24 protein-coding genes and 1 riboswitch are annotated in these 24,697 nt (G+C 56.9%); of the genes, 4 read left to right on the top strand and 20 right to left on the bottom strand.

Translation table 11 applies throughout. The features are described from left to right. Nucleotides 1-135: 135 nt before the first annotated feature. The 9 genes from F8J34_RS04065 to fbp form a co-directional block, all read right to left on the bottom strand. Nucleotides 136-525, bottom strand: a complete 390-nt coding sequence (locus tag F8J34_RS04065) for an ExbD/TolR family protein (protein ID WP_297056728.1) — start codon at nucleotides 523-525, stop codon at nucleotides 136-138. 43 nt (nucleotides 526-568) lie between these two features. After that, nucleotides 569-1,186, bottom strand: a complete 618-nt coding sequence (locus tag F8J34_RS04070; protein WP_297056729.1) for a Maf family protein — start codon at nucleotides 1,184-1,186, stop codon at nucleotides 569-571. After that, entirely contained in the window at nucleotides 1,144-1,902 is a 759-nt protein-coding gene (locus tag F8J34_RS04075; RefSeq protein ID WP_297056730.1) for a TatD family hydrolase, read from the bottom strand. Before F8J34_RS04075 ends, F8J34_RS04070 begins: the two co-directional genes overlap by 43 nt. 17 nt (nucleotides 1,903-1,919) lie before the next feature. Continuing rightward, on the bottom strand, nucleotides 1,920-2,720 hold the full coding sequence (locus F8J34_RS04080) for a metal ABC transporter permease (protein ID WP_297056731.1): 801 nt from the start codon (nucleotides 2,718-2,720) through the stop codon (nucleotides 1,920-1,922). Next, entirely contained in the window at nucleotides 2,720-3,454 is a 735-nt protein-coding gene (locus F8J34_RS04085) for a metal ABC transporter ATP-binding protein (RefSeq protein ID WP_297056732.1), read from the bottom strand. Before F8J34_RS04085 ends, F8J34_RS04080 begins: the two co-directional genes overlap by 1 nt. Beyond that, the gene (mazG, locus tag F8J34_RS04090; RefSeq protein ID WP_297056733.1) at nucleotides 3,451-4,233 is read right to left on the bottom strand and encodes a nucleoside triphosphate pyrophosphohydrolase; all 783 of its coding nucleotides are present in this window, start codon (nucleotides 4,231-4,233) and stop codon (nucleotides 3,451-3,453) included. The genes F8J34_RS04085 and mazG overlap by 4 nt, the downstream gene beginning before the upstream one ends. A gap of 1 nt (nucleotide 4,234) precedes the next feature. After that, complete coding sequence (locus F8J34_RS04095; protein ID WP_297056734.1) at nucleotides 4,235-4,768, bottom strand: CvpA family protein; 534 nt, start codon at nucleotides 4,766-4,768, stop codon at nucleotides 4,235-4,237. Next, nucleotides 4,765-6,231, bottom strand: coding sequence for a cysteine--tRNA ligase (cysS, locus tag F8J34_RS04100; RefSeq protein WP_297056750.1), 1,467 nt, complete (start codon nucleotides 6,229-6,231; stop codon nucleotides 4,765-4,767). The genes F8J34_RS04095 and cysS overlap by 4 nt, the downstream gene beginning before the upstream one ends. A gap of 119 nt (nucleotides 6,232-6,350) precedes the next feature. After that, entirely contained in the window at nucleotides 6,351-7,496 is a 1,146-nt protein-coding gene (gene fbp / locus F8J34_RS04105) for a fructose-1,6-bisphosphate aldolase/phosphatase (RefSeq protein WP_297056735.1), read from the bottom strand. Between the two features lie 87 nt (nucleotides 7,497-7,583). Here fbp and F8J34_RS04110 point away from each other — a divergent pair, with 87 nt between their 5' ends. Further along, nucleotides 7,584-7,862, top strand: a complete 279-nt coding sequence (locus F8J34_RS04110; protein ID WP_297056736.1) for an EscU/YscU/HrcU family type III secretion system export apparatus switch protein — start codon at nucleotides 7,584-7,586, stop codon at nucleotides 7,860-7,862. On the opposite strand, the gene galE is transcribed toward F8J34_RS04110, so the two are convergent. Together galE and F8J34_RS04120 are read right to left on the bottom strand one after the other, a co-directional pair. Then, nucleotides 7,859-8,830: a UDP-glucose 4-epimerase GalE gene (gene galE, locus F8J34_RS04115; protein WP_297056737.1), complete on the bottom strand. Its 972-nt coding sequence runs from the start codon at nucleotides 8,828-8,830 to the stop codon at nucleotides 7,859-7,861. The two genes, F8J34_RS04110 and galE, sit on opposite strands and share 4 nt — an antisense overlap. 54 nt (nucleotides 8,831-8,884) lie before the next feature. After that, nucleotides 8,885-10,897, bottom strand: coding sequence for a bifunctional diguanylate cyclase/phosphodiesterase (locus F8J34_RS04120; protein WP_297056738.1), 2,013 nt, complete (start codon nucleotides 10,895-10,897; stop codon nucleotides 8,885-8,887). A 110-nt stretch (nucleotides 10,898-11,007) separates the two neighbouring features. On the opposite strand from F8J34_RS04120, the gene F8J34_RS04125 reads away from it, so the two are divergent. Together F8J34_RS04125 and F8J34_RS04130 are read left to right on the top strand one after the other, a co-directional pair. Further along, on the top strand, nucleotides 11,008-11,943 hold the full coding sequence (locus F8J34_RS04125; protein WP_297056739.1) for a hypothetical protein: 936 nt from the start codon (nucleotides 11,008-11,010) through the stop codon (nucleotides 11,941-11,943). Between the two features lie 80 nt (nucleotides 11,944-12,023). Then, nucleotides 12,024-12,299, top strand: a complete 276-nt coding sequence (locus F8J34_RS04130; protein WP_297056740.1) for a cupin domain-containing protein — start codon at nucleotides 12,024-12,026, stop codon at nucleotides 12,297-12,299. A gap of 183 nt (nucleotides 12,300-12,482) precedes the next feature. On the opposite strand, the gene F8J34_RS04135 is transcribed toward F8J34_RS04130, so the two are convergent. The 7 genes from F8J34_RS04135 to F8J34_RS04165 all read right to left on the bottom strand — a co-directional run bounded on the left by F8J34_RS04135 (nucleotide 12,483) and on the right by F8J34_RS04165 (nucleotide 21,348). After that, nucleotides 12,483-13,658, bottom strand: coding sequence for an MFS transporter (locus F8J34_RS04135; protein ID WP_297056741.1), 1,176 nt, complete (start codon nucleotides 13,656-13,658; stop codon nucleotides 12,483-12,485). Between the two features lie 124 nt (nucleotides 13,659-13,782). Then, the gene (locus F8J34_RS04140) at nucleotides 13,783-15,903 is read right to left on the bottom strand and encodes a proton-conducting transporter membrane subunit (RefSeq protein WP_297056742.1); all 2,121 of its coding nucleotides are present in this window, start codon (nucleotides 15,901-15,903) and stop codon (nucleotides 13,783-13,785) included. Between the two features lie 15 nt (nucleotides 15,904-15,918). Next, entirely contained in the window at nucleotides 15,919-16,656 is a 738-nt protein-coding gene (locus F8J34_RS04145) for a hypothetical protein (RefSeq protein WP_297056743.1), read from the bottom strand. Between the two features lie 15 nt (nucleotides 16,657-16,671). Continuing rightward, nucleotides 16,672-18,246, bottom strand: coding sequence for an NADH-quinone oxidoreductase subunit C (locus tag F8J34_RS04150; protein WP_297056744.1), 1,575 nt, complete (start codon nucleotides 18,244-18,246; stop codon nucleotides 16,672-16,674). A gap of 2 nt (nucleotides 18,247-18,248) precedes the next feature. After that, nucleotides 18,249-19,694, bottom strand: a complete 1,446-nt coding sequence (locus F8J34_RS04155) for a proton-conducting transporter membrane subunit (RefSeq protein ID WP_297056745.1) — start codon at nucleotides 19,692-19,694, stop codon at nucleotides 18,249-18,251. Beyond that, entirely contained in the window at nucleotides 19,691-20,386 is a 696-nt protein-coding gene (locus F8J34_RS04160; RefSeq protein WP_297056746.1) for a hypothetical protein, read from the bottom strand. The genes F8J34_RS04155 and F8J34_RS04160 overlap by 4 nt, the downstream gene beginning before the upstream one ends. An 11-nt stretch (nucleotides 20,387-20,397) precedes the next feature. Then, the gene (locus tag F8J34_RS04165) at nucleotides 20,398-21,348 is read right to left on the bottom strand and encodes an NADH-quinone oxidoreductase subunit H (RefSeq protein WP_297056747.1); all 951 of its coding nucleotides are present in this window, start codon (nucleotides 21,346-21,348) and stop codon (nucleotides 20,398-20,400) included. Nucleotides 21,349-21,597: 249 nt separating this feature from the next. Further along, nucleotides 21,598-21,663: riboswitch (Fluoride riboswitch) on the bottom strand. A gap of 217 nt (nucleotides 21,664-21,880) precedes the next feature. Here F8J34_RS04165 and F8J34_RS04170 point away from each other — a divergent pair. Beyond that, the gene (locus F8J34_RS04170) at nucleotides 21,881-23,056 is read left to right on the top strand and encodes an ISNCY family transposase (RefSeq protein ID WP_297056751.1); all 1,176 of its coding nucleotides are present in this window, start codon (nucleotides 21,881-21,883) and stop codon (nucleotides 23,054-23,056) included. Here the strand turns inward: F8J34_RS04170 and F8J34_RS04175 are convergent. Next, nucleotides 23,048-24,163, bottom strand: coding sequence for a serine hydrolase domain-containing protein (locus F8J34_RS04175; protein WP_297056748.1), 1,116 nt, complete (start codon nucleotides 24,161-24,163; stop codon nucleotides 23,048-23,050). The two genes, F8J34_RS04170 and F8J34_RS04175, sit on opposite strands and share 9 nt — an antisense overlap. Then, nucleotides 24,160-24,697, bottom strand: a 538-nt coding sequence (locus F8J34_RS04180; protein ID WP_297056749.1) for an Hsp33 family molecular chaperone HslO, incomplete at its 5' end; no start/stop codon positions are given. The genes F8J34_RS04175 and F8J34_RS04180, both read right to left, overlap by 4 nt.

Raw genomic sequence — 24,697 nt, forward strand, 5'->3', positions numbered from 1 at the left:
GAGGGCGCGGAGACCCGGGTCTTCAGGGAAACCAGCCGCACTTCCACCGTGGGGTAGGCCTTGGGGGAAGGCCATTCCAGCCAGAACATGCCGGCCAGAAGAAAGTGCAGGAGCAGACTTAACCCCAGATACGGTTTAAGGGCCTTCATTGGATAGAGGCTGGGTAATCAGAGCCACCTTAGTAATTCCGGCCCCGGAGAGTTCGCCCAGGACCCGGGCCACCACCCCGTAGGGGACCCTCCGATCGGCCCGCACCTGGACCTCCTGTACCAGCCCTGCGGCCCGGGCCTCGGAGAGCCAGCGCGAAAGACGGGACAGGCTCAGGGCCTCACGCCCTACCAGGATCTTACCCTCCCTGGTAATGGTTATTATCAGGGGTTTCCCCGGGGAACGTACCTCTCCGGCCCGGGTCTCGGGAAGATCCACCCGCAGTCCGGTGGTGAGAAGGGGGGCGGTAATCATGAAGATGATGAGCAACACCAGCATTACATCCACCAGGGGGGTGACATTTATATCGGCCAGCAATCCTCGGCCTCGGGAGGGACCGGGCATGTTTTCAATATACCCCTTATCCGGAACCCGGGGCAATAATCCCCCTTTGCAGGAGAAGTTCCACCGTTTCGGCCAGGGGAAGCCCGATCACCCCGGTTACCGACCCCTGCACCTCCACCACCAAGGCCGAGGCCAGACCCTGGATGGCGTAAGCCCCGGCCTTGCCCAGGGGTTCACCGGTAGCCAGGTAGGCCTCTATTTCCTCCGGGGAGAGGTTGCGAAACCGGACCCGGGTGCAGGTGAAAAAGACATCCTCCCTTTCCCGGTAACGCAGGGCCACACCGGTATAGACCTCGTGCCAGCGACCCGAAAGCAGGGACAGCATTTCCCGGGCCTGGGCAAGATGACGGGGTTTGCCCAGGATTCGTCCCTCACACACCACCACCGTATCCGCGGCCAGGATGGCCCTTTCCGGGAACCTTTCGGCCACCGCCCGGGCCTTGCGCCGGGACAGCTCCGTTACCGTTCGAAGGGCTGAGGTCTCCCCGGATATCTCCTCCGAGATCCCGGCCGGCACCACCTCAAAGGAAAGCCCCAGCGCAGCGAGAAGATCCCGCCTTCGGGGGCTTCCCGAGGCCAGAACCAGGGGTACTAGATTCCGAAAAAGCGCCGGGCGGTGAGAGTGGTTTGCCATGCACATTCCTCCACCGGGACCCCTTTAATCTCCGCCACCCGTGCGCATATATATCGCACATAGGCCGGTTCGTTGCGTTTTCCCCGGAAGGGAACCGGGCTGAGAAACGGACAGTCGGTCTCAAGCATCAGGGATTCCAGGGGGACATATCGCACCACCTCCCGGATATTCTCCGCCTTGGGAAAGGTCACGATCCCGGTTACGGAAAGGAATCCTCCCAGATCCAGTACCTTTCGGGCCTCCTTCAGCCCTCCGGCAAAACAGTGGAACACCATGGGATGAGGAGCGTACTTTCTGAGTATTTCCAGGGCCTCGGCATAGGCCTCGCGCACGTGAAGGATTACCGGAAGCCCCAGGCGCCGGGCCAGATCCAGTTGTCTCTCCAAGTGTTCCATCTGTTCCTTCCGGGGAGAATATTCCTTGACCCAGTCCAGACCTATTTCTCCCAGGGCCACGGCCCGGCCGGCCAGGCTCTCCAGTTCCTTATAATCCTCCTCGGTGAGTTTCTTTACCTCGTGGGGATGCACCCCCACCGCCGGATAGAGATAATGCGGATGATCCCGGGCCAGTTCCAGGGCCTTTCGCGAGGTCTTAAGATCTATCCCCACCACCACAATGGCCCGAACCCCGGCCTCCCGGGCCCGCTTCAGCACCTCGGGCAGATCCCGATAATTCGTTCCCAGATTTAAATGGGCGTGGGTATCTATCAGCTCCATGACGGGCGTTTATTTTATCACACCACGGTCCTGCGCACCAAAAAACCTCCCAGGAAGATGAACCCGGAAAAGAGCACGATGGCCCCGGAGGGCGGAAGATCGAGCAGCACGGAGAGGACGAGCCCTCCGGCCACGGAAAGGGTCCCGAACAGGGCCGAAAACCACAGGGACTGGCGAAAACTGCGGGCCACCTCCAGGGCCGCGGCCCCGGGGATAACCATCAGGGCCGAGATCAGAAGAAGACCGATCAGGCGCATACCGATCACCACCAGAAGGGCGGTCAACAGGGCCAGCAGGAGTTTCAAAAGCTTTACCCGCAGACCCGAGGCCCGGGCCGATTCCTCGTCAAAGGAAACAAAGAGCAGGGCCTCCCAGAAACGGGCCAGGGTAAGGAGAATCAGAAGCGCCAGACCCAGGGCCAGAAAGGCTTCCTCCGGGGTGATCACCAGGATGTTGCCGAAAAGATAGGTGAGAAGTCTCACGTCGTAACTGCGGGCCAGGGAGGCCAGAACCACGGCCAGGGCCAGTCCCAGGCCGGCCAGAATGCCCACCGCGGTATCCTCGTAAATGCCGGCCTTTTCCCGGATATGCATGACCGCAAAAGCCGCAAGCACGGTTACCAGCAGGGTCAGGGGCAACGGAGCGCCGTGCAGGAGAAACCCCAGCGCCACGCCGGTAAAGGCTACATGGGTAAGGGCATGAGGAAGGAGACTGTCCCTCCGCAGGATCAGGAATACCCCCACCGGCCCGGAGGCTGCTCCCAGGGCCAGACCAGCCAGAAAGGCCTGCCAGAAGAGGATGTAAATCTTTAAGTCCATCAGTGACAGTGTCCGAGGATATGATGGCCCCCGGAAAAGAAACCGCATATCTCCGGGTGCCGGCAAAATTCGCTGTGTTCGCCGTGGAAGACCAGACGCCGGTTGAGACAGGCCACCTGTTTTACGTGTCGATCCACCATGGCGATGTCGTGGGTTACGATGAGGATGGTAAGCCCCCGGCGATTAAGCTCCCCCAGCAGATCATAAAATTTTTCCTGCGCCGCAAAATCCACCCCGGTGGTGGGTTCATCCAGAAGAAGGACCTCGGGTTCTCCCACCAGGGCCCGGGCCAGAAAGACCCTTTGCTGCTGACCACCGGAGAGTTCGCGCAGGAGTCTCCCCGAAGCCCCGGGAAGCCCTACCGTCTCCAGGGCCTCGGCAATACGTTGTGCCTGTTCGGACTTCCCCACGGGTTTGTTAAGCAGCCCCAGGGCCACGGTCTCATGCACCGTGAGGGGAAGCACCCGGTCCACCAGGGCGGTAACCTTCTGGGGAACGTAACCTATCCGCCACCATTGCCGAAAGGAGGAAAGATCCTCCCCGAAAAGGCGCACCCGGCCGGACTGAGGTTGAAGAAGCCCTACCACGATCTTGAGCAGAGTGGATTTTCCGGAACCGTTAGGGCCGATGAGGGCACAAAAATCCCCCGGATAGATGCGGAGGGAGACTTCCTCAAGAACCGGTTCCTCCTCGTAGGCAAAACTTACCTTTTCCAGTTCGATGACCGGATTCATTCCCCTGTCTTGATCTCCTCCCATACCCGGTCCATTTCCTCGAGGGAGACCTCCCGGAGATCCTTTCCCCGAGACCGAAAGAATTTTTCCATGGCTGTAAAGCGCCTCCGGAATTTTTCCAGGCTGCGCTTGAGGGCCTCCTCGGGATTTACTCCCAGTTTCCGGGAAAGGTTGGCCAGGGTGAAAAGTAGATCCCCGATCTCCTCCTCCAGATCCTCCCGCGAACCGGAACGCAGGGAGGCTTCCAGTTCCTCCCATTCCTCGCGCAACTTGGGAAAGACCTCCTCGGGTCGGTTCCAGTCGAAGCCCACCCTGGAGGCCCTTTCCCCCAGCCGGTAGGCCAGCTGTAAGGCCGGAAGACTGCGGGGAAGATTTCCCAGGATCGCGCTCTCCGTTTCCTTCTTTTCCTTCTCTTTGATCCTTTGCCATCTGGCCACAACTTCCTCGGCGCTGGCCGCTTTTTCCTCTCCGAAAACGTGCGGATGCCGGCGGATCATCTTCTGGGCACAGAGCTCGAGCATTTCCGACACGGTAAAAAGTTGCCTTTCCTGATAGATATAGGCGATCATCAGGATCAAAAAGAGAAGGTCCCCCAGCTCCTCCTGGACCTCGGCGGCCTCCCCCTCGCCGATGGCCTCATAGGCCTCGTAGGCCTCCTCCACCAGATACTTCCGGAGGGTCTCCGGGGTCTGTTTACGATCCCAGGGACAACCGTCCGGACCGCGCAGGCGTTCCACGATCTCCAGTAATTTCTCCAAGGCCTTTCCGGCGGAGGACATCTCAGATCGCCTTTCCCGAGGGGCCGAAATACCGACGCCAGTGATAATTGAAACGGTGTTTGAGTTCCGGCGGGACCAGTTCGATAAGGATCCGGGTGGTCCGCAACACCAGAGGCATCACCCGGGAATTCTTTATTATCTCCGAGGTGCGGGGATAGAAACTCACCAGGAAGAAGAGAAGCACCGAAAGAAACACGCAGGCCTTGACCAATCCCAGCAGGGCTCCCAGCAGGCGATTCAACCCGGAGAGATGGGCCGACTCGAAGATCCGGGTAAGGATCTCGGCCAGGATGAACATCCCCAGGAAGATGATGAGGAAGCCGAGGATCCAGCTTACGGCCTCCAGCCAGGGATACCCCTTAAACCACGGAGCCAGGATGTCTCGGACCCTGGGGGCCAGATTTCCGGCATAGACAAACCCTAGGATCAAACCGGCCAGGGAGGAAAGCCCCCGGAAAAAACCGATCCAGGCGGTGCGAATCACAAACCACAGCAAAATGGCTATGGCGGCGAGATCGAACCAGGGTACCTTCATGCCTCCACCATCCAGAAGGGCCCCCAGGGGGTGTCCCGCACCTCCACTCCCAGACGCAATAGTTCCTCGCGCAGGGCATCGGCCCGGGCAAAATCGCGAGCCTTTCTGGCTTCCTCCCGGGCCTGGAGCCTTTCCTCTACCTCCCGGCGGGAAAGCCCCCTGCGGGCCAATTTCCGCTCCCTCTCCCCCTGAATAAAGCTTTCGGGATCCGCTCCTCCCACTCCGAGGAGGGCCCCGGGAAGATCTTTTATAACTCTAAGCACCTCCGTGGCCAGCTGGGCCTCGGCTGAGGTAGCCTCTCGGGCTGCGGGGAGAAAACGATTCACCTCGGAGAGAAGGTTGAACACCTCTCCCAGCGCCACCGCGGTATTGAGATCGTCGGCCAGGGCGGCGACAAAGCGTTCCTGAAAGGTCTCTAGCGCCTGGGCCAGGCGTCTTCCCCCTTTACGTAATTCCCCTTCCCGGACGGATTTTATCCTCTGAAGAAAATAAAGGCTCCCGTAAAGGCCGTAAAGGGCCTTTTCGGCCTCCTTTATGGCCTGTTCGGTATAATCCAGAGGACTGCGATAGTGCTTGGTGAGCAGGAACAACCGGATGGTCTCGGGATGGTAACGGGAAAGCAACTCCTTAACACTTACATAGTTGCCCAGGCTCTTGGCCATCTTTTCCCCGTTTACGGTGATAAGGCCGTTGTGCACAAAGTAGCGCACAAAGGGTTTTCCGGTGGCGGCTTCGCTCTGGGCGATCTCGTTTTCGTGATGGGGAAAGATGAGGTCCAGGCCTCCGCCGTGAATATCCAGGGTCTCCCCGCAGTATTTGAGACTCATGGCTGAACATTCCAGATGCCAGCCCGGACGCCCCGGGCCCCAGGGGCTATCCCAGAAGGGCTCGCCGGGCTTGGCCGCCTTCCACAGGGCGAAATCCAGCGGATTGCGTTTCTTCTCCGAAACCTCCACCCGCGCCCCGGCCAGCATGTCTTCCGGCCGGCGACCGGAAAGCTTGCCGTAGCCGGGGAACTTCTCCACGGCAAAGTAAACCTCTCCGTCCACCACGTAGGCCACCCCCCGGGCCAGTAATCTTTCCACCAGGGCGATCATCTCCGGAATATGTTCGGTAGCCCTGGGTTCATGAGTGGGCTTTAACACCCCCAGGGCCGCCATCTCCTCCTGATATTCCCGGATGTACTGTTCGGCAATCTCCTGCCAGGAACGGCCCTCCCTTAGCGCCCGGTTGATGATCTTGTCATCTATGTCGGTATAGTTACGAACATATACCACCCGGTAACCCAGATACCTCAGGAAACGATAAAGGACATCGAACACCACCGCCGCCCGAGCATGCCCCAGGTGAGCCTCATCGTAAGCGGTAATACCGCAAACGTACATATTGACCCTGGGGGGTGAAAGCGGCTCAAAGACCTCCTTGCTGCGGGTAAGGGTGTTATAGAGCCTGAATTCCGGCACGTTTCGCAAGGATCACTCCTTTCTCCGCCATCTTAAGAGCTGGAATCCCTGAACCCTCTTTCCTCCGGGGGACCCCCCTGAGGCGAGATCCCCCGGAGCCGATTCTAGACCGGAAAATATTATTCGTGGACCTCGCCTTCCCCGGAACCCGGGGCCTTGGCCTCGGGTTCGCCCACGTCCTTAAAGCGATCCTTAAGCTTTTCCAGCACCTTGGGAAGGGTGGTGTATTCCATCTCCTCCGGAGGCAGACGATGGGGTTCGAAGATCCCCTGACGCCGCAGGAAGTTAGCCAGATGCGCCGCCCGTTCCCGGGCCACATCAAAGGCCGGATCATCAAAGAGATCGTTCGGCCCGATGAGTCGGCCCTCGCAGATTTGATACCCCGCCGCGATGACCCGGGGCGGGCCATCAAAGCGGGTGGGCTTGGCCTGAGCAAAGGATACCGGCATGAGCGGACCGGTATGAGACCCCCGCATCCACCCTTCCACCAGCCAGGGACGCCCGAAGGGTTCCAGGATCTCTCCCACCGCCGGGAAACCGCTCTGCGCCCTCACGATAAGCACCGGATCGTCCTTCCCCACGTAACGACCGGCCATGAGGGAAAGTTTCTGGGTGGAGGCCGCAGCGGCGATCTCACCGTCGGAATTACGGTAAACCGCTCTTACCACATAACGACTGGTGGCCCCGATAAAGACCAGCAGATCGTAAAGTTCGGCCGGGGTCTTGAGAAGAATGGCCTTTCCCGAATACACATCCATGACCTCAAAGGTAAAACCATCGTGCATGGACGGATCAATCACCAGACCGGCGGTATTCATGGGATCGGCAAACATCTCGTACAGGGGAAGGTTCCAGGCGCTGGGAGCGGTTTTATCCGCGAAAAAGACGATCACCGGCTCGCTTTTGCGTTCTTCAAACTCCATCTCCGCCACTCCGGGCCCCATCCCTTTTACATTGCCGGAAAAGGCATCGGAAAGAAGGTCCTGTCCGGCTCCGTAAAGCTTAAGGCTTTTGGCCACCTCCGTTCCGGCGATAAAGGCATCCCAGGCCAGCTTATGCACCCGCTCCGCATCCACTCCATGGGTATGGGTCATCACCATGGCGATGTCGTCACCGCAGGTGATCACCGAACAATCCAGGATGGTCCCCTTTTCCTTTCCGGCTTCAGCCACCTCCCTTACTTTGGCCACCACCTCGGGATGGGTGGTAGAATGTCCTACAAAACCTCCAATGTCCGCCTTAATAACCGAAAGTGTGAGTTTCATTCGCCACCTCCCTCCGAAAACGTTATTTAATTAAATAGCCTAAATCACCGAAAAAGTCTAACATAAAGATAAGCCGGTTTGGTCTTCATGCCAGGGAGAGAGAAGAAAAAGGCCGTAGCCCTGAAGTACGAACCCGAAAAGGACCGGGCCCCCCGGGTGGTGGCCAAGGGGCAGGGATATCTGGCGGAACTCATCCTGGAACTGGCCCGCCAGCACGGCATTCCCATTCGCGAAGATCACGAACTGATCCGGGAACTCTTCCGCCTGGAGATAGAGGCCGAAATCCCCCCGGAACTTTACGAGGCGGTGGCCGTTATCCTGGCCTGGGCTTACGGTCTGAACCGCAAGGCCCGCGAGCATCCCTAGGTCCTTTTTTCCCATTCCCAGGCGGTCCTCACGATAAACTCCAGATCGTCGTAGCGCGGGCGCCAGCCCAGTCTTTCCCGAATCTTACGGTTCTCGGCCACCAGCACCGGGGGATCCCCGGGGCGCCTGGGAGCCTCGACCACCGGGAAATCCCGACCGGTTACCTTTTTCACCGCCCGAATCACCTCCAGCACCGAGTATCCGTGTCCGTAACCGCAGTTGAAGATCTCGCTTTTTCCGGTCTCCAGAAGATACTGCAAGGCCAGAAGGTGGGCCTCAGCCAGATCCGTTACGTGAATAAAATCGCGGATACAGGTTCCGTCCGGGGTGGGATAATCCGTTCCGAAGATCTCCAGCCTTTCCAGTTCCCCCTTGGCGGTCTTCACCGCCCGGATGATGAGATGGGTGGGATCGGGATAGGCAAAACCTATGCGACCTTCCGGGTCGGCTCCGGCCACATTGAAATATCGCAGGGACACGTATCGAAAGCCCGTTCCTGCCCGGCTTAGATCCCTCAGGATCCTCTCTACCGTGGCCTTGGTTTCTCCGTAAGGGTTGATGGGTTTTAAGGGAGCGGTTTCCGGAACCGGAATCTTTTCCGGAATCCCGTAAACCGCAGCGGAGGAAGAAAAAATAAAATCCTTTACCCCGAATTCCTCCATGGTCTCCAGGAGCTGAAGGGTATGTACTACGTTGTTCCGATAATATTTGAGGGGATCTCTCACGCTTTCCGGGACCACGATATGAGCCGCAAAATGCATGACCGCTTGGGGACGAAACTCCCGAAACACCTTACGCAGGGTTTCCCGATCGCCCAGATCCGCCCGGATCAGTTTTCCGTAAAGCACCGCCCATTCGTGTCCGGTGGAAAGGTTATCGTAGGTGATAACCTCATACCCCCTCTCTCCCAGTAGTTTCACCACATGCGAACCGATGTAACCGGCCCCCCCGGTCACCAGGATCCTCATAGATTCCTCCTTTCGGGCTTGGGAAGACCCCTTTACGGGACGTACGAGGAAGACTTAACAGAGATTACCCTGATCTTCAACTTCGCGGGAAGAGGCCTGAAGATAGGTCTTCCATTCCTCGGGGAAAACGTCCAGCCACTGGCGGAACCTCTCCCAGGGGACCGGAGGGGAGAAAAGGAAACCCTGGACCTCGTCCACCCCCAGCCGTTGCAGACAACGAAGTTGTTCCACCGTCTCCACTCCCTCGGCGACCACCCTCTTTCCCAGGGCCCGAGCCAGGGCGATGATGGCCTTCACGATCTCCAGATGACTCTCCGAATGCGGCAGCCCCTGAACAAAGGATTGATCTATCTTGATATCGTGGACCGGAAGGCGGGAGAGATAATGGAGCGAGGAATATCCGGTGCCGAAGTCATCGAGAACCACTTTGACCCCGGCCCGAGCAATCTTCCGCAGTTCCTCGGTGATTTCCTCGGTGTGCTCGATGAAAATGCTTTCGGTGATCTCGATCTTGATGCGGGTGGGGCAAAGCCGGTACCTTCGCAGGATATCCAGAAAACGGGGAACGAAATTGGCTCCCCAGAGCTGTCGAGGAGAGACATTAAAGGAGAGGTTCAGGGCCACAAACATCTCCCGGGGGAGGTCAAGGAGGATGCGACAGGTTTCCTCCGCCACCCAGAGCCCCAGTTCGCTGATGAGCCCGGATTCCTCGAGGACCCAGATGAATTCCCCGGGCGGTATCAGCCCGCGTTCGGGATCCTGCCAGCGCACCAGAATCTCTCCCCCGCAGATCCGTCCCTCTCGCAGATCCAGGCGCGGCTGACAGAAGACCACAAATTCCTTGTGGCGCAGGGCCTTCCGGAGGCGAGGCAGGAGGGTAAGGAAGGTGCGGGCCCGGCGATGGAGATCCTCGGAAAAGAACGCGACCCGGTTTCCGCCCAGCCGTTTGGCTTCGTGAAGGGCGGTGCGGGCCCGGCGGAGAAGGGCTCCGGGAGAAGGGGCATCCTGAGGGAAGCGGGCCACACCTATGGAAAGGGTAACCTCCAGGAGGAATCTCCCCAGATCCACCGGACCGCTTAAAGCCCCCTTAAGCCTTTCCAGATAATCCGAGAGATCCGGGGGCTCGGGAACCAGGAGATAGAAGGTCTCGCTCCTTCCCCGGGCTATCTCTCCGGAGGGATCCGCAAAGTTTTTCAGCCTTTCGGCCAGGATACGCAACAATTCATCTCCGGTGCGAAAACCGAAGGCCTGATTCACGTGGACCATGCGATCCACCCCTATGGCCAGCATGAGGAGACGCTGACCCCGCGACCGGGCCTCCCGAAGCCTCTGTTCGGTGAGCACCAGGAAATAACCCTCAAGCGGTAAACCGGTAAGCGGATCAAAGAGGGGCCCCTCCTCCAGCTTCTTTTCCTGGATGATTTCCAGGGAGGCGTTGATCTGCTCGGGAAGATCCTCCAGGAGAAGGACCCTTTCCCAGTCCGAAAAGACCTTCTGCGAAGTCCCTACCAGGAGTATTCCGGAGACCCAGCCCCGCAGCATCAGGGGAAGAAGGATCCATTTAGCCACCCCCAGCGGACCGGACTGCAGGGGAAAGGGTTCCGGAAGTTCCCCCGGGGAAAGGATGCGCGCCTGACACGTCCATTCCGGATCGTTGAGGTACCGGGACGGAAATCTATAGGCCAGGGAGGAGGCTTCCTCCGGATAGGCCAGGGTCTGGTCCTCCAGTTTTATCAGAATCGCCCGAATCCCCGGGGACTGAAAAAGGAGTCGGGCCAGCCCCTGCAAAAATTCCTCCCGGCTGGAAGCATGGCGGGAAAGCAAAACGGTCTGATAAAGAAGAAAGTAAAGAGGAACTATACGCTCCAGATACTCACTTCTCTGGCGGTTTTCCGCCAGAGATTGCCTGGCCCAGCGGTGGCAGGCCTGGATACAACGCTCCAGGGCTCGCGGGCCATATTCCTCCTGCCATTGACGGGCCAGAGACTTTACTTCTTCTGCCGAAAGTTCCTCCTTGAATAAAAAATTGGCTTTCAGGTCCTCTAATTTTTGGCTTTCTCGATACATTTGGTCTTTTTTTATATCGTTTTTCCGGGAGAGTCAATGCGAGAGGAGTCATCCTTTCTGGAGGCGGTAGCGGGCTTGATTTTTGTTTTTACGGTGGATATTTTGGAGATATGTTCAATCCCTTCAAATACTTCGAAGACTTTCGGGCCAGTTTCGGGGAGGAGGCGGCCTTAAAGTTACTTAAGGCCCTCTCCGAAATCTACGAAAATCTGGCCCAGACCGTAACCAAAGTGGAATTTAACGAGTTAAAAGAGATCGTCCGACAACAGGGCGAAAACCTTAACCTACTCACCCAGCAGATGGGCCAGCTCACTCAGCGGGTGGATCAGCTGACTCAGAGGATGGATCAGCTCACCCAACGAGTGGATCAACTCACTCAGCGGATGGACCAGCTTACCGAACGGGTGGACCAACTCACCCAGCGGGTGGACCAACTCACCCAGAGGATGGACCAGCTTACCCAGCGGGTGGACCAGCTTACCGAGGATGTCAGGAAACTCACTCAGCGGGTGGATCAGCTTACGGAAAGAATGGATCAGCTCACCCAGCGAATGGATCAGCTTACCCAGCGGGTGGACCAGCTCACCGAGGATGTCAGGAAACTCACCGGAGAGATGGGGCGCATGAAGGATGAGATGAAGGAGGTCAGGCAACACCTCGGCGGGCTCAGTATCACCGTGGGCTACACCCTGGAAAATCAGGCTTATAAGGGCCTTCCTCCCCTCCTGGAAAAGGATCACGGGCTGCGGGTGAAAGACCGTCTTCTCCGAACCTTTCTTGCCGACGAAAAGGGCCGCCACCTGGAAGTAAATATTTACGGACACGCGCAAAGAAACGGTGAAGAGGTGGTAATTCTGGGCGAAGCCAAGGCCCAGCTTTCCAAAAACGATATAGATCGCTTTATCCGGCGCAAGGTAAAGCCCCTGCAAAAACTCCTTCCCCGAACCTTTCTGGTTCTGGTCACCCACATGATCTCCTCTCCGGAAGTGGAAGAATACGCCCGCAAAAAGGGCATTGCCCTCTACTATTCTTACGAACTGGAATAGATAAACCTCCGGCCCGGGAAGACTCCGGAGAAAAAATAATGCTATAATTACTCCTGAGTACACCCTTGAGGGAGGGCCGCATGGGTAGCGAAGAAAAAGTCCTTATCCGGAAACCCTCTTCCGAAGAGATCCAAAAACTCGGAGTCTTCAACTGGCCGGTCTGGGAAAAGGAAGAAAGCGAATTCGACTGGTACTATCCCGAAGACGAAACCTTCTATGTAGTGGAAGGCGAAGCCGAAGTAGAACTTGAGGATGGTTCCAAGGTACACTTCGGAAAGGGAGATCTGGTAACCTTTAAGAAAGGTGTCCGCTGTGTATGGAGAATATTAAAACCCATCCGCAAACACTACCGCTAATCCGGCGGATTTATTAACCTTCCTGCCTTCTCTTTCAAAAACTGGTCGGGGCGGCAGGATTTGAATTTTTTAGCTTTGCTAAGCATAGATCCCGCGAAAAATTTAGCGAAATCGTGAGTTCGTGCAGTGCCCCAGAGGTGCCCCACAATAGATCACTCGCCTGACCGGGCTGAGCGCTTTCAATCAGTCGGTGAGCCGTACCAAAGGAGCATTACCGCTCAACAAAAGAAGTGAAACCGCATGCAAAACGAGAGATAATACCACAAGACTGCCAGGGGAAACCTCATACAGTAGCCCCATAAAAAGGCTTCCTACAAACCAAGAAATTCCAAAAACCGCACTGAAAAGCCCGTAGCCTTCTGCCCTTCTTTCAGCAGGAACAAGCTCCGCAATGTAAGCTCTAATGATGGATTCCTGAGAAGCAAGCCCTATCCCCCAGAATATAATTCCTAAAACTATCAAAAGGGTAAGCTTACCGAGAAAAATAAGGGGTACAGCAAAAAGGTCAAGAAAAATTCCCAGAAACACCGCTTTAAGACCAATGCGGTCCAAGAGATAGCCGAGAATAAGGGCAAAAAGGGCGTCTATTCCCATGGCAAGGGCGTAGAGAAGGGGAATGTGCTCCCTTGGGATAAGGCCTGCTCTTTCAAGGTGGAATCCAATCAGTATGAAATCTATAAAGCCCGCTCCAAAGAACCCCATGGCTATGAGATAGAGAAAGTAACTTCTAGGAAAGCCTTTACTCTCAAGGACATAGATTCTTTTTGGGGAGAGTTCAAAATCTTGAGGCATGGGAAAAAGCTTTCTTGCCACGATAAGCAGGCTTAGGGCAATGAGAGCAGGGATGAGAAGCACTGAGAAGGCTTCCCTGTAGCCTCCTTTCAAATAAAAAACAAGGGCAATTAAAAGGGGGCCACCTACAGCCCCCACTTGATCAAGGGCCTCGTGTATTCCAAAACCGAGACCTCTACCGATGCGAAAGGTGGCGTAGGAAAGAAGGGTGTCTCTCGCAGGGGTGCGTAAGGCCTTCCCGAGCCTTTCAAGTACCAATAAAATCACCGCAAGTTTCCAGGAATGAACTAAAGCCAGGGCTGGGACAGCAAACAAACTTAAGGCATAGCCAGAAATTATAAAAGCCCAATATGTTTTGATCTTGTCTGCCAGCCATCCCGAAAGAAATCTCAGGCTGTAGCCTGCAAACTCTCCAAAACCCCCAGCAAAGCCCACCGCAACTGCACTTGCTCCCAGAAAGGAAAGATAGGGCCCAGAGATACTCCTTGCTGCCTCATAAGTCATATCTGAAAAAAGACTTACCAATCCAAGCAAAATTATGAAATAGATAGCTCTATTTTTGTTCATAACCTCTCTCAAATAAAATTTCAGAGAATATAGCTGTTCCCAAGCTCAGCAACCGGCTCTGCTGACGGTTATTTTAGACAGCCGAATCAGCTGGCCTCTAGTTCCTTTTGCCTCTCCCCTGAACTTAGACGGCCAAGGCCATAATAAGAAATACTACGAGGGCCAGGAGGGCATAAGCTGCATAGGCGTTTATCTGGCCGTTGTGCATTCTGGCCAGGAAAGAAGAGGTCCTCTGGGCGGCCCTCGTCATCGGGTACAATACGAAACGATCCACCAGGTGTACTTCCTCGCGCTTTTGCTCGATCGATACCCGAAAGTGACTTGCGATGACTTCGCGACGGCTCACCATCTTGGGACGCAGGATGGCTTCAAAGATAACCCTCACCGGTTGAGCAAAGCCCGTAGCGGTATAGGTCATCTCCGGCAGGAAGCGTCTTACCCCTCCGTCCCATCTGGGACGACGCTCCACCTTTCTATGTCGGGCCACCAGGAGCCACACCGCACCCGCGCAGAAGACCAGAAAGATCACAAGAGTTACGAACATGTACGAGGTGGACATGGCGAAGACCACCGGATTCTCCTGACCGCCCCGATGAATCACCGCCAGACCGCGACCGGGCAAAAGATTCTTGCCGACCTGGGCCCCGAGATCGTGAAACTCGGCCACAAACTTGGGGGGCAACTCCCTAGCTGCCAAAGCGTTCTTGAAAAACGGGGGCACTAAGGCCTTCGTTCCACTTGCGCCCGCAATGGGCGCAATCACTTTATCTAGGGTCGGAATTACGTAAGTGGGTAGCACACCCAGAACCAAGCACAGAAGGGCAAGGAAGGCCATGGGTACCAGGGCCGAAATTCTGGTTTCTCGGGCCTTATGCACGGCTTCTGAACGGGGCATACCCAAGAACCCCATGGCGAAGGCCCGCACGAAGCAGGTCACTGCAAGGCCGGCGGTGAGCGCAAGAACGACCCCGGCGGCCACAAAGGCTATCTTTATGCCGAGGGAGGACAATTCGACACTGCGCAGCAACGATTCGAAGGTCAGCCACTCGCTCACGAAGCCGTTAAAGGGCGGCATCGCGGAAATGGAAAGCGCCCCTACCAGGACGAAAAACCCCGTCCAGGGCATCCGCTTGAGAAGACCACCCAGCCGGTCGAGGCTGCGTATCCCTGTGGCGCCTTCCAGTTCCCCGGCCCCCATAAAAAGCAAGGTCTTGAATACAGAATGGTTGGATAGATGATAGAATGCGGCGACAAGGGCCATGGCCGCCGCCACCCGGTGACCTGAAGCAAGAAAGACGGCGCCCGCTCCGAGAGACGCGGTAATGATCCCTGCATTTTCAATAGAACTATGCGCAAGCAGGGTCTTGAGGTCGTCTTCAATGGTGGCGTACAGGACGCCTATAAAGGCCGTGATGGAGCCGATGACGAGCATGATCACTCCGGGGCCGGCCTGGGTCATGGGCAAGAAAGTCATATTCACCCGAATGATACCGTACAGCCCCAAATTCAGGGTGGCCCCGGCCATAAGCGGAATATAGGAGGGGGGAGTCGCGGTATAGGCCCGCGGAAGCCAGAAATTGAGAGGAATGAGACCGGCTTTAACGCCGAACCCTGCAAAGGAAAGAATAAAAATGACCCAATAAAGAGCGGGGGTCATACTGAAATTGCCCGCTTTCATTCCTTCAAAATAAAGCGTGCCCGTAGTTCTGGACAACAAAAGCAAGGCGACCAGTACAGCAAGCGTACCGGTTTCGCTTGTGGCCAGCATGAGATATCCCGGACGTTCCTGCTTTCCTTGATTGATCATGAGATAAATAAGAATGGACATGATTTCCCAGGTCACGAAAAACAAAAATACATTGGCGGCGATTAGGACCAGAAAGAGGCTAAGGAGCAAAGCTAGAAACAGTACCGCAAGAGAACGAGAATATTGGCCATCATTTCGGACCGCGGCAAAAAGCGAAGCTGGCATGGCGACTATGGAAGTCACCACCAGGAAAAAGGCCGATAAACGATCCACAGCTATGGTTAAGTTTCCGATGTAAGGAATGGTCCACAAGGAAGCGCTGTAAGAATGGCCGGAAAAAAGGGCGCATATGCCGGAGACAAGAAGCGCGAGAGAGCCCACACCCCCGAAAAAAACCAGGGCCGGGCGGGCCGCCTTCCTCGGAAGCAGTAGCACCGCTACTGTTCCCAAAAAGTAGATACCGAAGGTTAGCGCCAGTAAATGAGCGAAAGCAATCATGGCGTGCCTCCTCCTTTAGCCTGCGACAGTCGGCTCTTTCGATTGAGCCGCCGGTTTGCGACCGGCAAGCACCAGCAGGCCGTGCAGGATGGCCAGCGGCGGGGGCGGGCAGCCGGGGATCTCCACGTCAACGGGCAGTAGGTCGGCCACCCCCCTGCCGGTCGCAAACCCCGGCCCGAAAATCCCGCCGCTTAGGGCACAGGTCCCCACGGCCATGACCAGTTTTGGCATGGGCATGGCCTCGTAAGCCTTAAGCAAGGCGGTCTCCATGTGGTAGGTCACCGGGCCCACAACCAAGAGGACGTCTGCCTTGCGCGGTGTGGGCGTGATGAAAAATCCCAGCCGGTGCATGTTGTAGAAGGGATTGTTCAGGAGTTTGACCTCGTTGAGGCAGGCGCCGCAATCGCCGGCATCGACCACGCGAATGTGCAAGGACCGCTCAAATGTTTTAGGCACCTCCGATTCGCCCCGGAAGATCGCCCACTCGAACCCTTTCTCCCACGGAAGTGGCTCGGCTATGCCGCGGGCGCAGCGATAACAGTGCACGCACCGCGCATGGTCCACCGCCACCTGGCCCACCGCCCGGCGCAGGGCCCCTGTGGGACAGCGCGAGATCAGGGCCTCGCTTTCGGCCTCTCCGCAGGGCAGGGCCTGCGGCAGGCCCGGAGTGGTCCCGGGAGAGAGTTCTTCCCCTGCGGGGTACCGCGTGGTGACGACACCGGTCTGCAATCCCTTTAAGACCCATCTACTCATAGCCCGACTCCTTTCTTACCTATCATTTTCTGCTACAGAGAGCCCGAAGGTGGCTAAGATGATGGGGAAATCCTGGAAGGCAAAATTTTCCGCCGCCAGGTGAAATCCGTGCCAGTTGATAAAAGAGGGCGTAATCAGGCGGTACCTCTGGATCTTCCCCTCTTCATCAACGCGCACCCAGTGCCAGGTGGTGCCGCGCGGGGTCTCCACCCCGGCTAAGGCCACCCCTGCCGCAGGTTCGCTCTCCACAAAGATCGGTCCGTCCGGAAGTTCGGAGAGGGCCTGTTCCATGAGGCGCAACGACTCCCGGACCTCGGCGAAGAGAACCCTGAGGCGGGCGTAGCCGTCTCCCTCTTCCTCGCAGGGCGTCCTGAACTCAAAGGCCCTATATGCCGCATATGGTTGAAGTTTCCGGAGGTCGTTGCAGTAGCCGGAGCCACGGGCCACCGGCCCTACCAGCCCATATTCGCGGGCCTGATCCTTCCTGACAATCCCCACCTCTTCGATTCGGTCCAGAAAACTGCTGGTGTTGATCAGGAGTCTTTCGATCTCCTCCAGATGACGAACGATTCCTTTGGCCCTGCTAACGGCCTCCCGCAAGGTTTCGTTGTCGAAATCGCGGCTTAGTCCTCCCGGAATAGCCAAACCAAAAAGATAGCGATGACCGGCGAGAGAACCCGTAAGTCTCAGGGCCTCTTCTTCCAGGATGCCCACCTGACTTGCGCCCACTGCCAGTCCGGTGGAGTTACAAATATCCTCGATGGTCCCCAGGTGGCTGCGCAGGCGCTCCAGTTCCGCAAAAAAGCAGCGCAATACCAGGGCGCGCTCCGGCACCTCCACTTTCCGGATCTGCTCGAGGGCCATACTGAAAGCCAGGGCATGGGAGAAGGCCGTTGCGCCCGCAAATCTTTCAGCCAAAAGCAGGGCATCGTCTGCGGAACGCCCTTCCGCCATCTTTTCCACACCCCGGTACTTGAAAAAGAGCCGGGGGAAGGCACGAAGGACCTCCTCTCCGATGGTCTCCAGCTGAAAATGGACGGATTCGGCCACTCCGGAAAAGACAGGGCCTATGGGCATGACGAAGGCTCCGGGCACATCCACGATCCTTATAGGGCGCCACTCCTCACGCGGCCTGCGTTTGGAAAGGATCTTCTTCAGGTCGGACCCCTTGCGCATGGGTTCGACGCCTTCCCCCCAGACATCGTCATGCAGAATGAAATCGCCCAGGCGCGGATGACCCTCGAAGATCAGCCCGAAAAGGTCCTCGGCCTCGCGTTCGTGCCAGTCAGCGGCATGAATACGCACGCTTACGCTCTCAAAGCGCCGCTCTTCAAGAGGTGCACTGGTTCTCACCTGAATGCGCCCCCTCTCACCCTCCCCCACGAAAAGATAGTAGAGCTCCCACCGGCCATTTTCTTCCACCACCAGACCGCCAAAATGATAATTTTGCTGGTGAAACAACCAGTCGCATAGCGGGGCCACTTCTTTAGGCTTGCAGCGAATCTCGGCCGTCATGGAAGGCGCGTCCATATTGATCTCCACCTCCGGCCAAAGGGCCTGCACCTGCCTGAGCGTTTCTTGCAGCTTCATGGCTAACCTCCTATGACCGCTGCGGCGAGGGCGATTAGCTTTTGCAGGGCCCCCGGAATGTAGATTCCAAGCACGATAACCGGTATGGCCGCGATTATGAGGGTAATTTTGCAGCTCAGGGGTAGGGACCCGGAACGAAGGGAACCACCGCCTTCGTCTGGGCCGAACACCATGCGGCTTATGTGGTTCATGATGGCAGAAAAGGCAATGGCAATGAAAATCACCAAGAGCCCCGCGGCCAGATACTGGCCTCGGTTCAATCCGGCCCTCAAAATGGAGAACTCACTAAGGAAAAGGGCAAACGGCGGCGCCCCCGCAATGGCCAGCCCTCCGAGAAGCAGGGCCGAAGCCGTGAAAGGCTCCCTGCGAATCAACCCGCGCACCGAGGAAATATCCCGGGTCCGCATCTCCAGAAGAAGCCCACCAGCGGTATAGAAACAAAACGATTTGGTAAAGGAATGAGCGATTATCTGAAGCATGGCCGCGGCATGGGCCGAAGCGCCCCCTAGGCCGGCTGCGGCCATGATGATCCCCATGTGTTCCACGGTGGAAAAGGCAAAGAGCCGTTTGTAATCCCGGACATTTATCAAAAGGAAGGCCGCCGTACCCACGGAGATCAGCCCGAACGCCAGTATCCACGTATGGGCGTGAATGGCGGGGGCTTGGGACACTACGGGTAAGAGACGGAGTATCACGTAAAGTACGGTGGTGGTTTCCACACCGGAAAGGAGGGCGCAAACGGGCGTCGGCGCCTGGCTGTGGGCATCCGGCAGCCAGGTATGAAGCGGCACCAGCCCGATCTTGGCGCCCAAGCCCACCAGAATAAAAACAAAGGCCGCCTTAAGTAGCACCGGCGACATCTGAGGCGCCACCGCAAGGAGCCCCGACCATGTATGATGGGGAACATCGGCTTGCCTCGCGGCCCAATAGAGCATCAGGAAGCCGAAGAGGGCGATGGCCGCCCCCATGATGGTGAGAACCACATACTTCCAGGCAGCCTCCAGGGCCTCCTGCGTGTCTTCGAAACCGACCAGCAGCACGGAAAAGACGGTGGTTAGCTCCACGGCAACCCAGACGAGGCTGGGCTCTTGGATGAGCGGCACGAGGAGCATCGAAAAGACGAAGAGGTTGTAGTTCAGATAGTATCGCCGGACACCACCCGGGTCCCTGAAGTGCATGTAGCCCATGGAGAAAAGCGCTGCCGTGAGGTTCACTACAGCCACCAGCAAGAGAATGACCGCACTCAGGGCATCAAGAGCCAGCCAGTGGGGTATGGCCACCAGCAGATGGTTCGGAGAGGTTATTATGTTCAGGGCTGCTCCCGCCGAAAGTCCCAGGATGGCCACAGCGGCCATGAAGGTCATGGCGGAGGCAAGGCGTTGGCTACGGAAAAAGGCGGACAACACGGCAACGGCTAAAGGTATGGTTACAATCGCCAGCAATATCATTGGTGTCCCTCCTCCCGGAGGCTGTTAAGGGCGCCCACGGCGGTGGTTCCCACTCGTTCATGGACCGCCCGGGTAAGCACCCCGACCACGAAAATGAAAACGAGAAGGTCAAAGGCCAACGCCACTTCGGCGATAAGCGGAAGATCAGGCGCTATGGCGATCCCGGCGAAAAAGGCCCCGTTCTCCATGGCCAGGAGCCCCAAAAGCTGCGGGACCGCTTCCCGACGGTTGGCCAGCGTGTAGGCCCCAAGGAGAAGGCCCGCCAGCCCCACGGGCAGATTGATCCGGGGGGCACCCATGATGTGGGCGGCCTTCAACCAGGGCAGGCAGAAAAAGTAGGCCGCAACCGTAAGCAAGAGAGCCAGGAGAAGGGAGGCGGGAATACTGAGAACCTGGTTGATTTCCCGTCGTGTGTAAACCTCTTCCCTTACCAGACGCCCCAGAAGCCACGGTAGAAAGATGACCTTGGTCACCAGGTTAATGACTCCCACGGCCATAAGGTGCACGGAAAAGGGCCTGGCCCCCAAGAGGAAGGCGGAGGCTGCCAGGGAAATCGACTGAAAGATGAAAAATTTGAGGCAGGCACGCACCTGGCGTGTGGCCACGATCCCTAAAGCGGCGACAATGAATAAACCTCCGGCCAGCGCGTTCAGATGGTCTATGAGGGGGGTCATACCGTGAAAGGTTTGCATCGTTCGCCTCCTTAGTGCTTAAAGGCACCCATCAGCATGGCGATTACGGCGATAACAAAGGCGGCGCTCATGAATTCGTTTATCCGAAAGAGCCTCAGCTTCGCCAAGGAGGATTCGATAAAAACGAGGAATACGATGAATACCAGAATCTTGAACAGCACCAGGGGGATGGCCCCTAAGACCGCTCCCCAGCTCAGGGTCGAAGCGAGCCCCCAGGGTGTCAGAAGGACATTCAGGAAGACGATCATGAGCACGAAAAACTTCATAAAGCTGCCCCACTTCATCAGCGCGGCACCCCGCCCCGAGTATTCAAGGCTCTTGGATTCTTCGATCATGGCCAGTTCGAAATGACCCGAGGGGTTATCCACCGGGATGCGTCCCTTCTCGGCCAGGATGAGCATGACAAAGGCCACCAGGAGCAGGATATGGGAGGGCTCGAAAAAGTTAGAAAGGGGGGTCACCCATTTTTTCTGCACGATAAAGGGAATGGTGGAATCGGCCAAAAAGGAGACGGTAAAAAAGACGATGAGAAAGATCGGTTCCGCCAGGAAGCCGATCATACGGGTGCGGCTTGCGCCCATGGGCCCGTAAGGATTGGCCGTATCCACGGCCGCCAAGGCCGTGAAAAATCCGGCAAGCGCCAGGACGAATCCGGCACCTACCATGTCGGCCATAAAAGCCCAGAAGAGGGGATAATCGGTAAGCACAGGGATAAGGAGCGTCACGAAGATGGGGGCCACAAAAACAATGTAGGGGGTCACGCGGAATATCCAGGAAGCCTCTTCCGGTACGACCTCGTCCTTGGAAAAGAGCTTCCAGAGATCCCGGTAGGGCTGAAAGATGCTTGGCCCCCGTTTGGACTGCACGATTTCCTTGAGGCGGTTGAGTACTCCCACCGCCAGAGGCGAAAACCCCATAACTACCAATACCTGCAGGATATTGAATAGAATACGCTTTTCCATAGATGCCTCCTTTCCGCTCCGCTTATAAAGTAACCGCGGACCGGACGACGGCCTGAAAGCTATTCAAAGGGCTTGGAGATTCTGGAGATCAGGTAGGAGAAAAACAAAAGAGGCAAGAAATGAGATGGGTAAAGACAATATACCGGGGCATCAGAGTCCTCCCTTCCCGTAATTTCGGGGCCTTTTTGCAGGCTCCTAATATAGCGGGGCCGTCGCTAGAAGATTACGACTCCTCCCGCTACAGAAGCCTGCACGGCAGGAGTCATCAGCCCGGCCCCGCGGGCGGTTACGGGGGACTCCATCCCCAAAGCTTAAATCTTAATAATTCCAAGCGGCCAGAAAGTCAAGTTGGATGGATCTAGGTTGTTACTGCAAGGCGATTTTGTCACCCCTAATTGCAAAGCCAAAATGTCACCCCCTCCTGGTAAAACCATAGGCTCGAATTCTCCTGCCGGAGGTCGAGCCTATGGAAAATCGGCAAAAGAAGGAGGGGCGGATCATGAAAGTGGCCCATCGTTACCATGTCCTCTCTATGGCCGTCCTGGGAATAACTACCTCCAAAGAAGGCGCCCAGGCCCTCAACATCTCCGAAAGACATTTCAAACGCTTAAAGAAAAAATTCCGCGAATCAGGTCCCAAAGCCCTGATCCACGGAAATTGTGGCCGCTCACCTCACAATGCCTACCCCCAAGAACTAAAACAAAAAGTCCTCCACCTCTTCCGCTCTCAGTACCAGGACTTCAACCTCTCTCATTTCACCGATACCCTGAAAGAAGAACACGGTATCGCTATTTCCCGCGAAACCGTAAGATCCTGGCTTATAGAAGCCAAACTCTATAAACCTAAAGCCCAAAAATACAGACGAAGAAAAAGACGCCCTCGCTCCAAAAAAGAAGGAGAAATCGTCTTTCTTGATGGCTCCATTGAGGTCTGGTTCGGCCAAGAGAAATATACTCTGCTTCTGGCCCTGGACGATGCCACCGGAAAAGCCCTCTCCGGCCTTTTTGTCCCACGGGAAACCGTGAAGGATTACTTCCGCCTCTGCTACAACCTCTTCCTTCGCTACGGACTTCCTTTACGCTTCTACCTCGATCGCCATTCTATCTTCCTCACCACTCGACACGAAGGAGTCCATGTGAAACAGTCCGCCGAAAAGCCTACCGCTTTTCAGACCGCCATGGCTGAATTAGACATAGGCCTCATCTATGCCCGAAGCCCTCAGGCCAGAGGCCGAATAGAAAGATCCTTCAGGACCTTCCAGGATCGCCTAAGAAAAGAGCTGGCGGCCAAAGGCATACATACCCCAGATGAGGCAAACCGCTACCTTCGGGAGATTTTTATTCCTCGCTACAACCGTAGATTTGCGGTTGAGGCTGAAGATAAAGATCCGGCCTGGAGGAAGCCTCCGTCCAATCTCAAAGAAATTTTGAGTCAAAGGATGGAAAGGAAGGTCAAAGGGGATTTTACGATTTCGGTAGAAGGGAGGATTTTGCAGCTCAAACCGCCCAGGCTCACCATGAGGCTTTCTGGGGTAAAAGTAGAAGTAAGAAAGTTATTTGATGGGAGCTTCAGGATTTATCACCCGGGAGGGGAGCTGATTCCTTATGAGGAGGTCAGGAGGCAAAAGAAGGCTTGCCGAAAGACCAGACTCAGGCTTAAAAAGAGGACTCAGGAAGGGGGTGACATTTTCCCCTTGCAGTTAGGGTGACATTTTCGCTCTGCGGTAACACCGCAGAAAAAGGGCCACCTCGGAAAAGAAGCGAGGACGAAAGGCCCTTATCTTCTCGTTCTTACGGGAGGGATGCACCCGGTTGCTGAGAAGGACCACCGCCACCTCCTTTTCTGGAACCAGCCAGAAGGCGCCACCGGTGTAACCCAGATGCCCCAGGGCGGTGCGGGGGAAGAAAGGGCCGGTGCTGGAATCCCGGAACGAAGGGCGATCGAAACCCAGGGCCCTCAGACCTCCCCGCCCGCGAAACCCCCAGAAATAGCGCAGGATCTGCGGAGAAAGCCCCCCTTTTGGCCGGCCCTTCCAGACCTCCAGCAGAACTTCCAGGAGGGCCAGCACCGCCCGGGCACTTCCGAAAAGTCCGGCGGCCCCCGAAACTCCGCCCAGGACCCGGGTGTTCTCGTCGTGCACCTCCCCGCGGAGCCAGCGCCCGGTAAAGGGACACCTTTCCGTGGGAGCTATCCTCCGGGAAGGGACCCCCTTGTCCAGGGGGCGAAAAAGGAGCTCCCCGGCGTATTCTGGAATGAGCTTACCCAGGCTTTCCTCGGCGTATTCCTCCAAGGGTCTTCCCGAAACCCTGCTCACGATTTCCCCCAGGAGAAAAAACCCCAGATCGCTATAAAGCTCCCCCTCACCCGGGGAAAAAACCGGGGGTTCGGAGAGGATAAAGCGCAGAAGGTGTTCCCTTCTCGCGGTCCGGGGAAGGGCCAGAAGCCGCTCAAAATAGGGACGCCAGGCCGGAAATCCCCCCCGATGGGAAAGGAGATCCCTTACGGTCACCCTTAAATAGGCCTTCTCCCCGAAGTATTCCCGGGGAAAAAAACAGGAAAGCGGGGCTCCAAGGGAGAGTCTTCCCTCCCCGTGAAGGCGCATTACGGAGATCGTGGTGGCCAGGGGTTTGGTAAGCGAGGCCAGGTCGTAAAGGGTATCCTCCTCGTTTTCCTCGGGCCGCGGGAGAAGTCCCCGGTAGCCCGCGGTTAAAAAGACCTTTCGGTCGGGGGTTCGGATACCCACCACCGCACCGGGGAAAACCCCGGTCTCCACCCCCTCCTGCAGAAGTTTCCAGAGAAGGAGATAACCCTTCAATGCGGCCTTTCCAGTCCGGCCAGGATCCGCCGGAGGTCCTCCACGGGGATTTCGTATCCCCTTCCGCAGAAATGGCAGGTCACCCGGGCGGGTTTCCCGTGGGCGATGAGTTCAAGCAATTCCTCCCGACCCAGGGCGGCCAGAGCGGCTTCCACCCGTTCCCGCGAACAGCGACACCGATAGCGTACCTCCCGACGTTCAAGGATCTCGATACGTCCGGGAAAGATACGCTCCAGGATCTCCTCCGGGGAAAGCCCCTGGGAGAGGAGTTCGGTTACCGGGGCCAGGGTGGAAAGGGCCTTTTCCGCGCTGGCGATATCCTCCTCATCGGCCTGAGGCATACGTTGCACCAGGAACCCTCCGGCCTCCTTGACCGAGCCGTCCACATCCACCAGCACCCCCAGGGCCACCGCAGAGGGTATCTGTTCGGAGATGGTAAGATAATAAGCCAGGTCCTGGGCGATCTCCCCGGAAACCAGGGCTACCGAACCCTGATAGGGCTCCTTGAGCCCCAGGTCGCGGGCTACGGAGAGA

It is taken from the genome of Thermosulfurimonas sp. (assembly GCF_015491435.1).
Taxonomy (GTDB): Bacteria; Desulfobacterota; Thermodesulfobacteria; order Thermodesulfobacteriales; family Thermodesulfobacteriaceae; genus Thermosulfurimonas_A.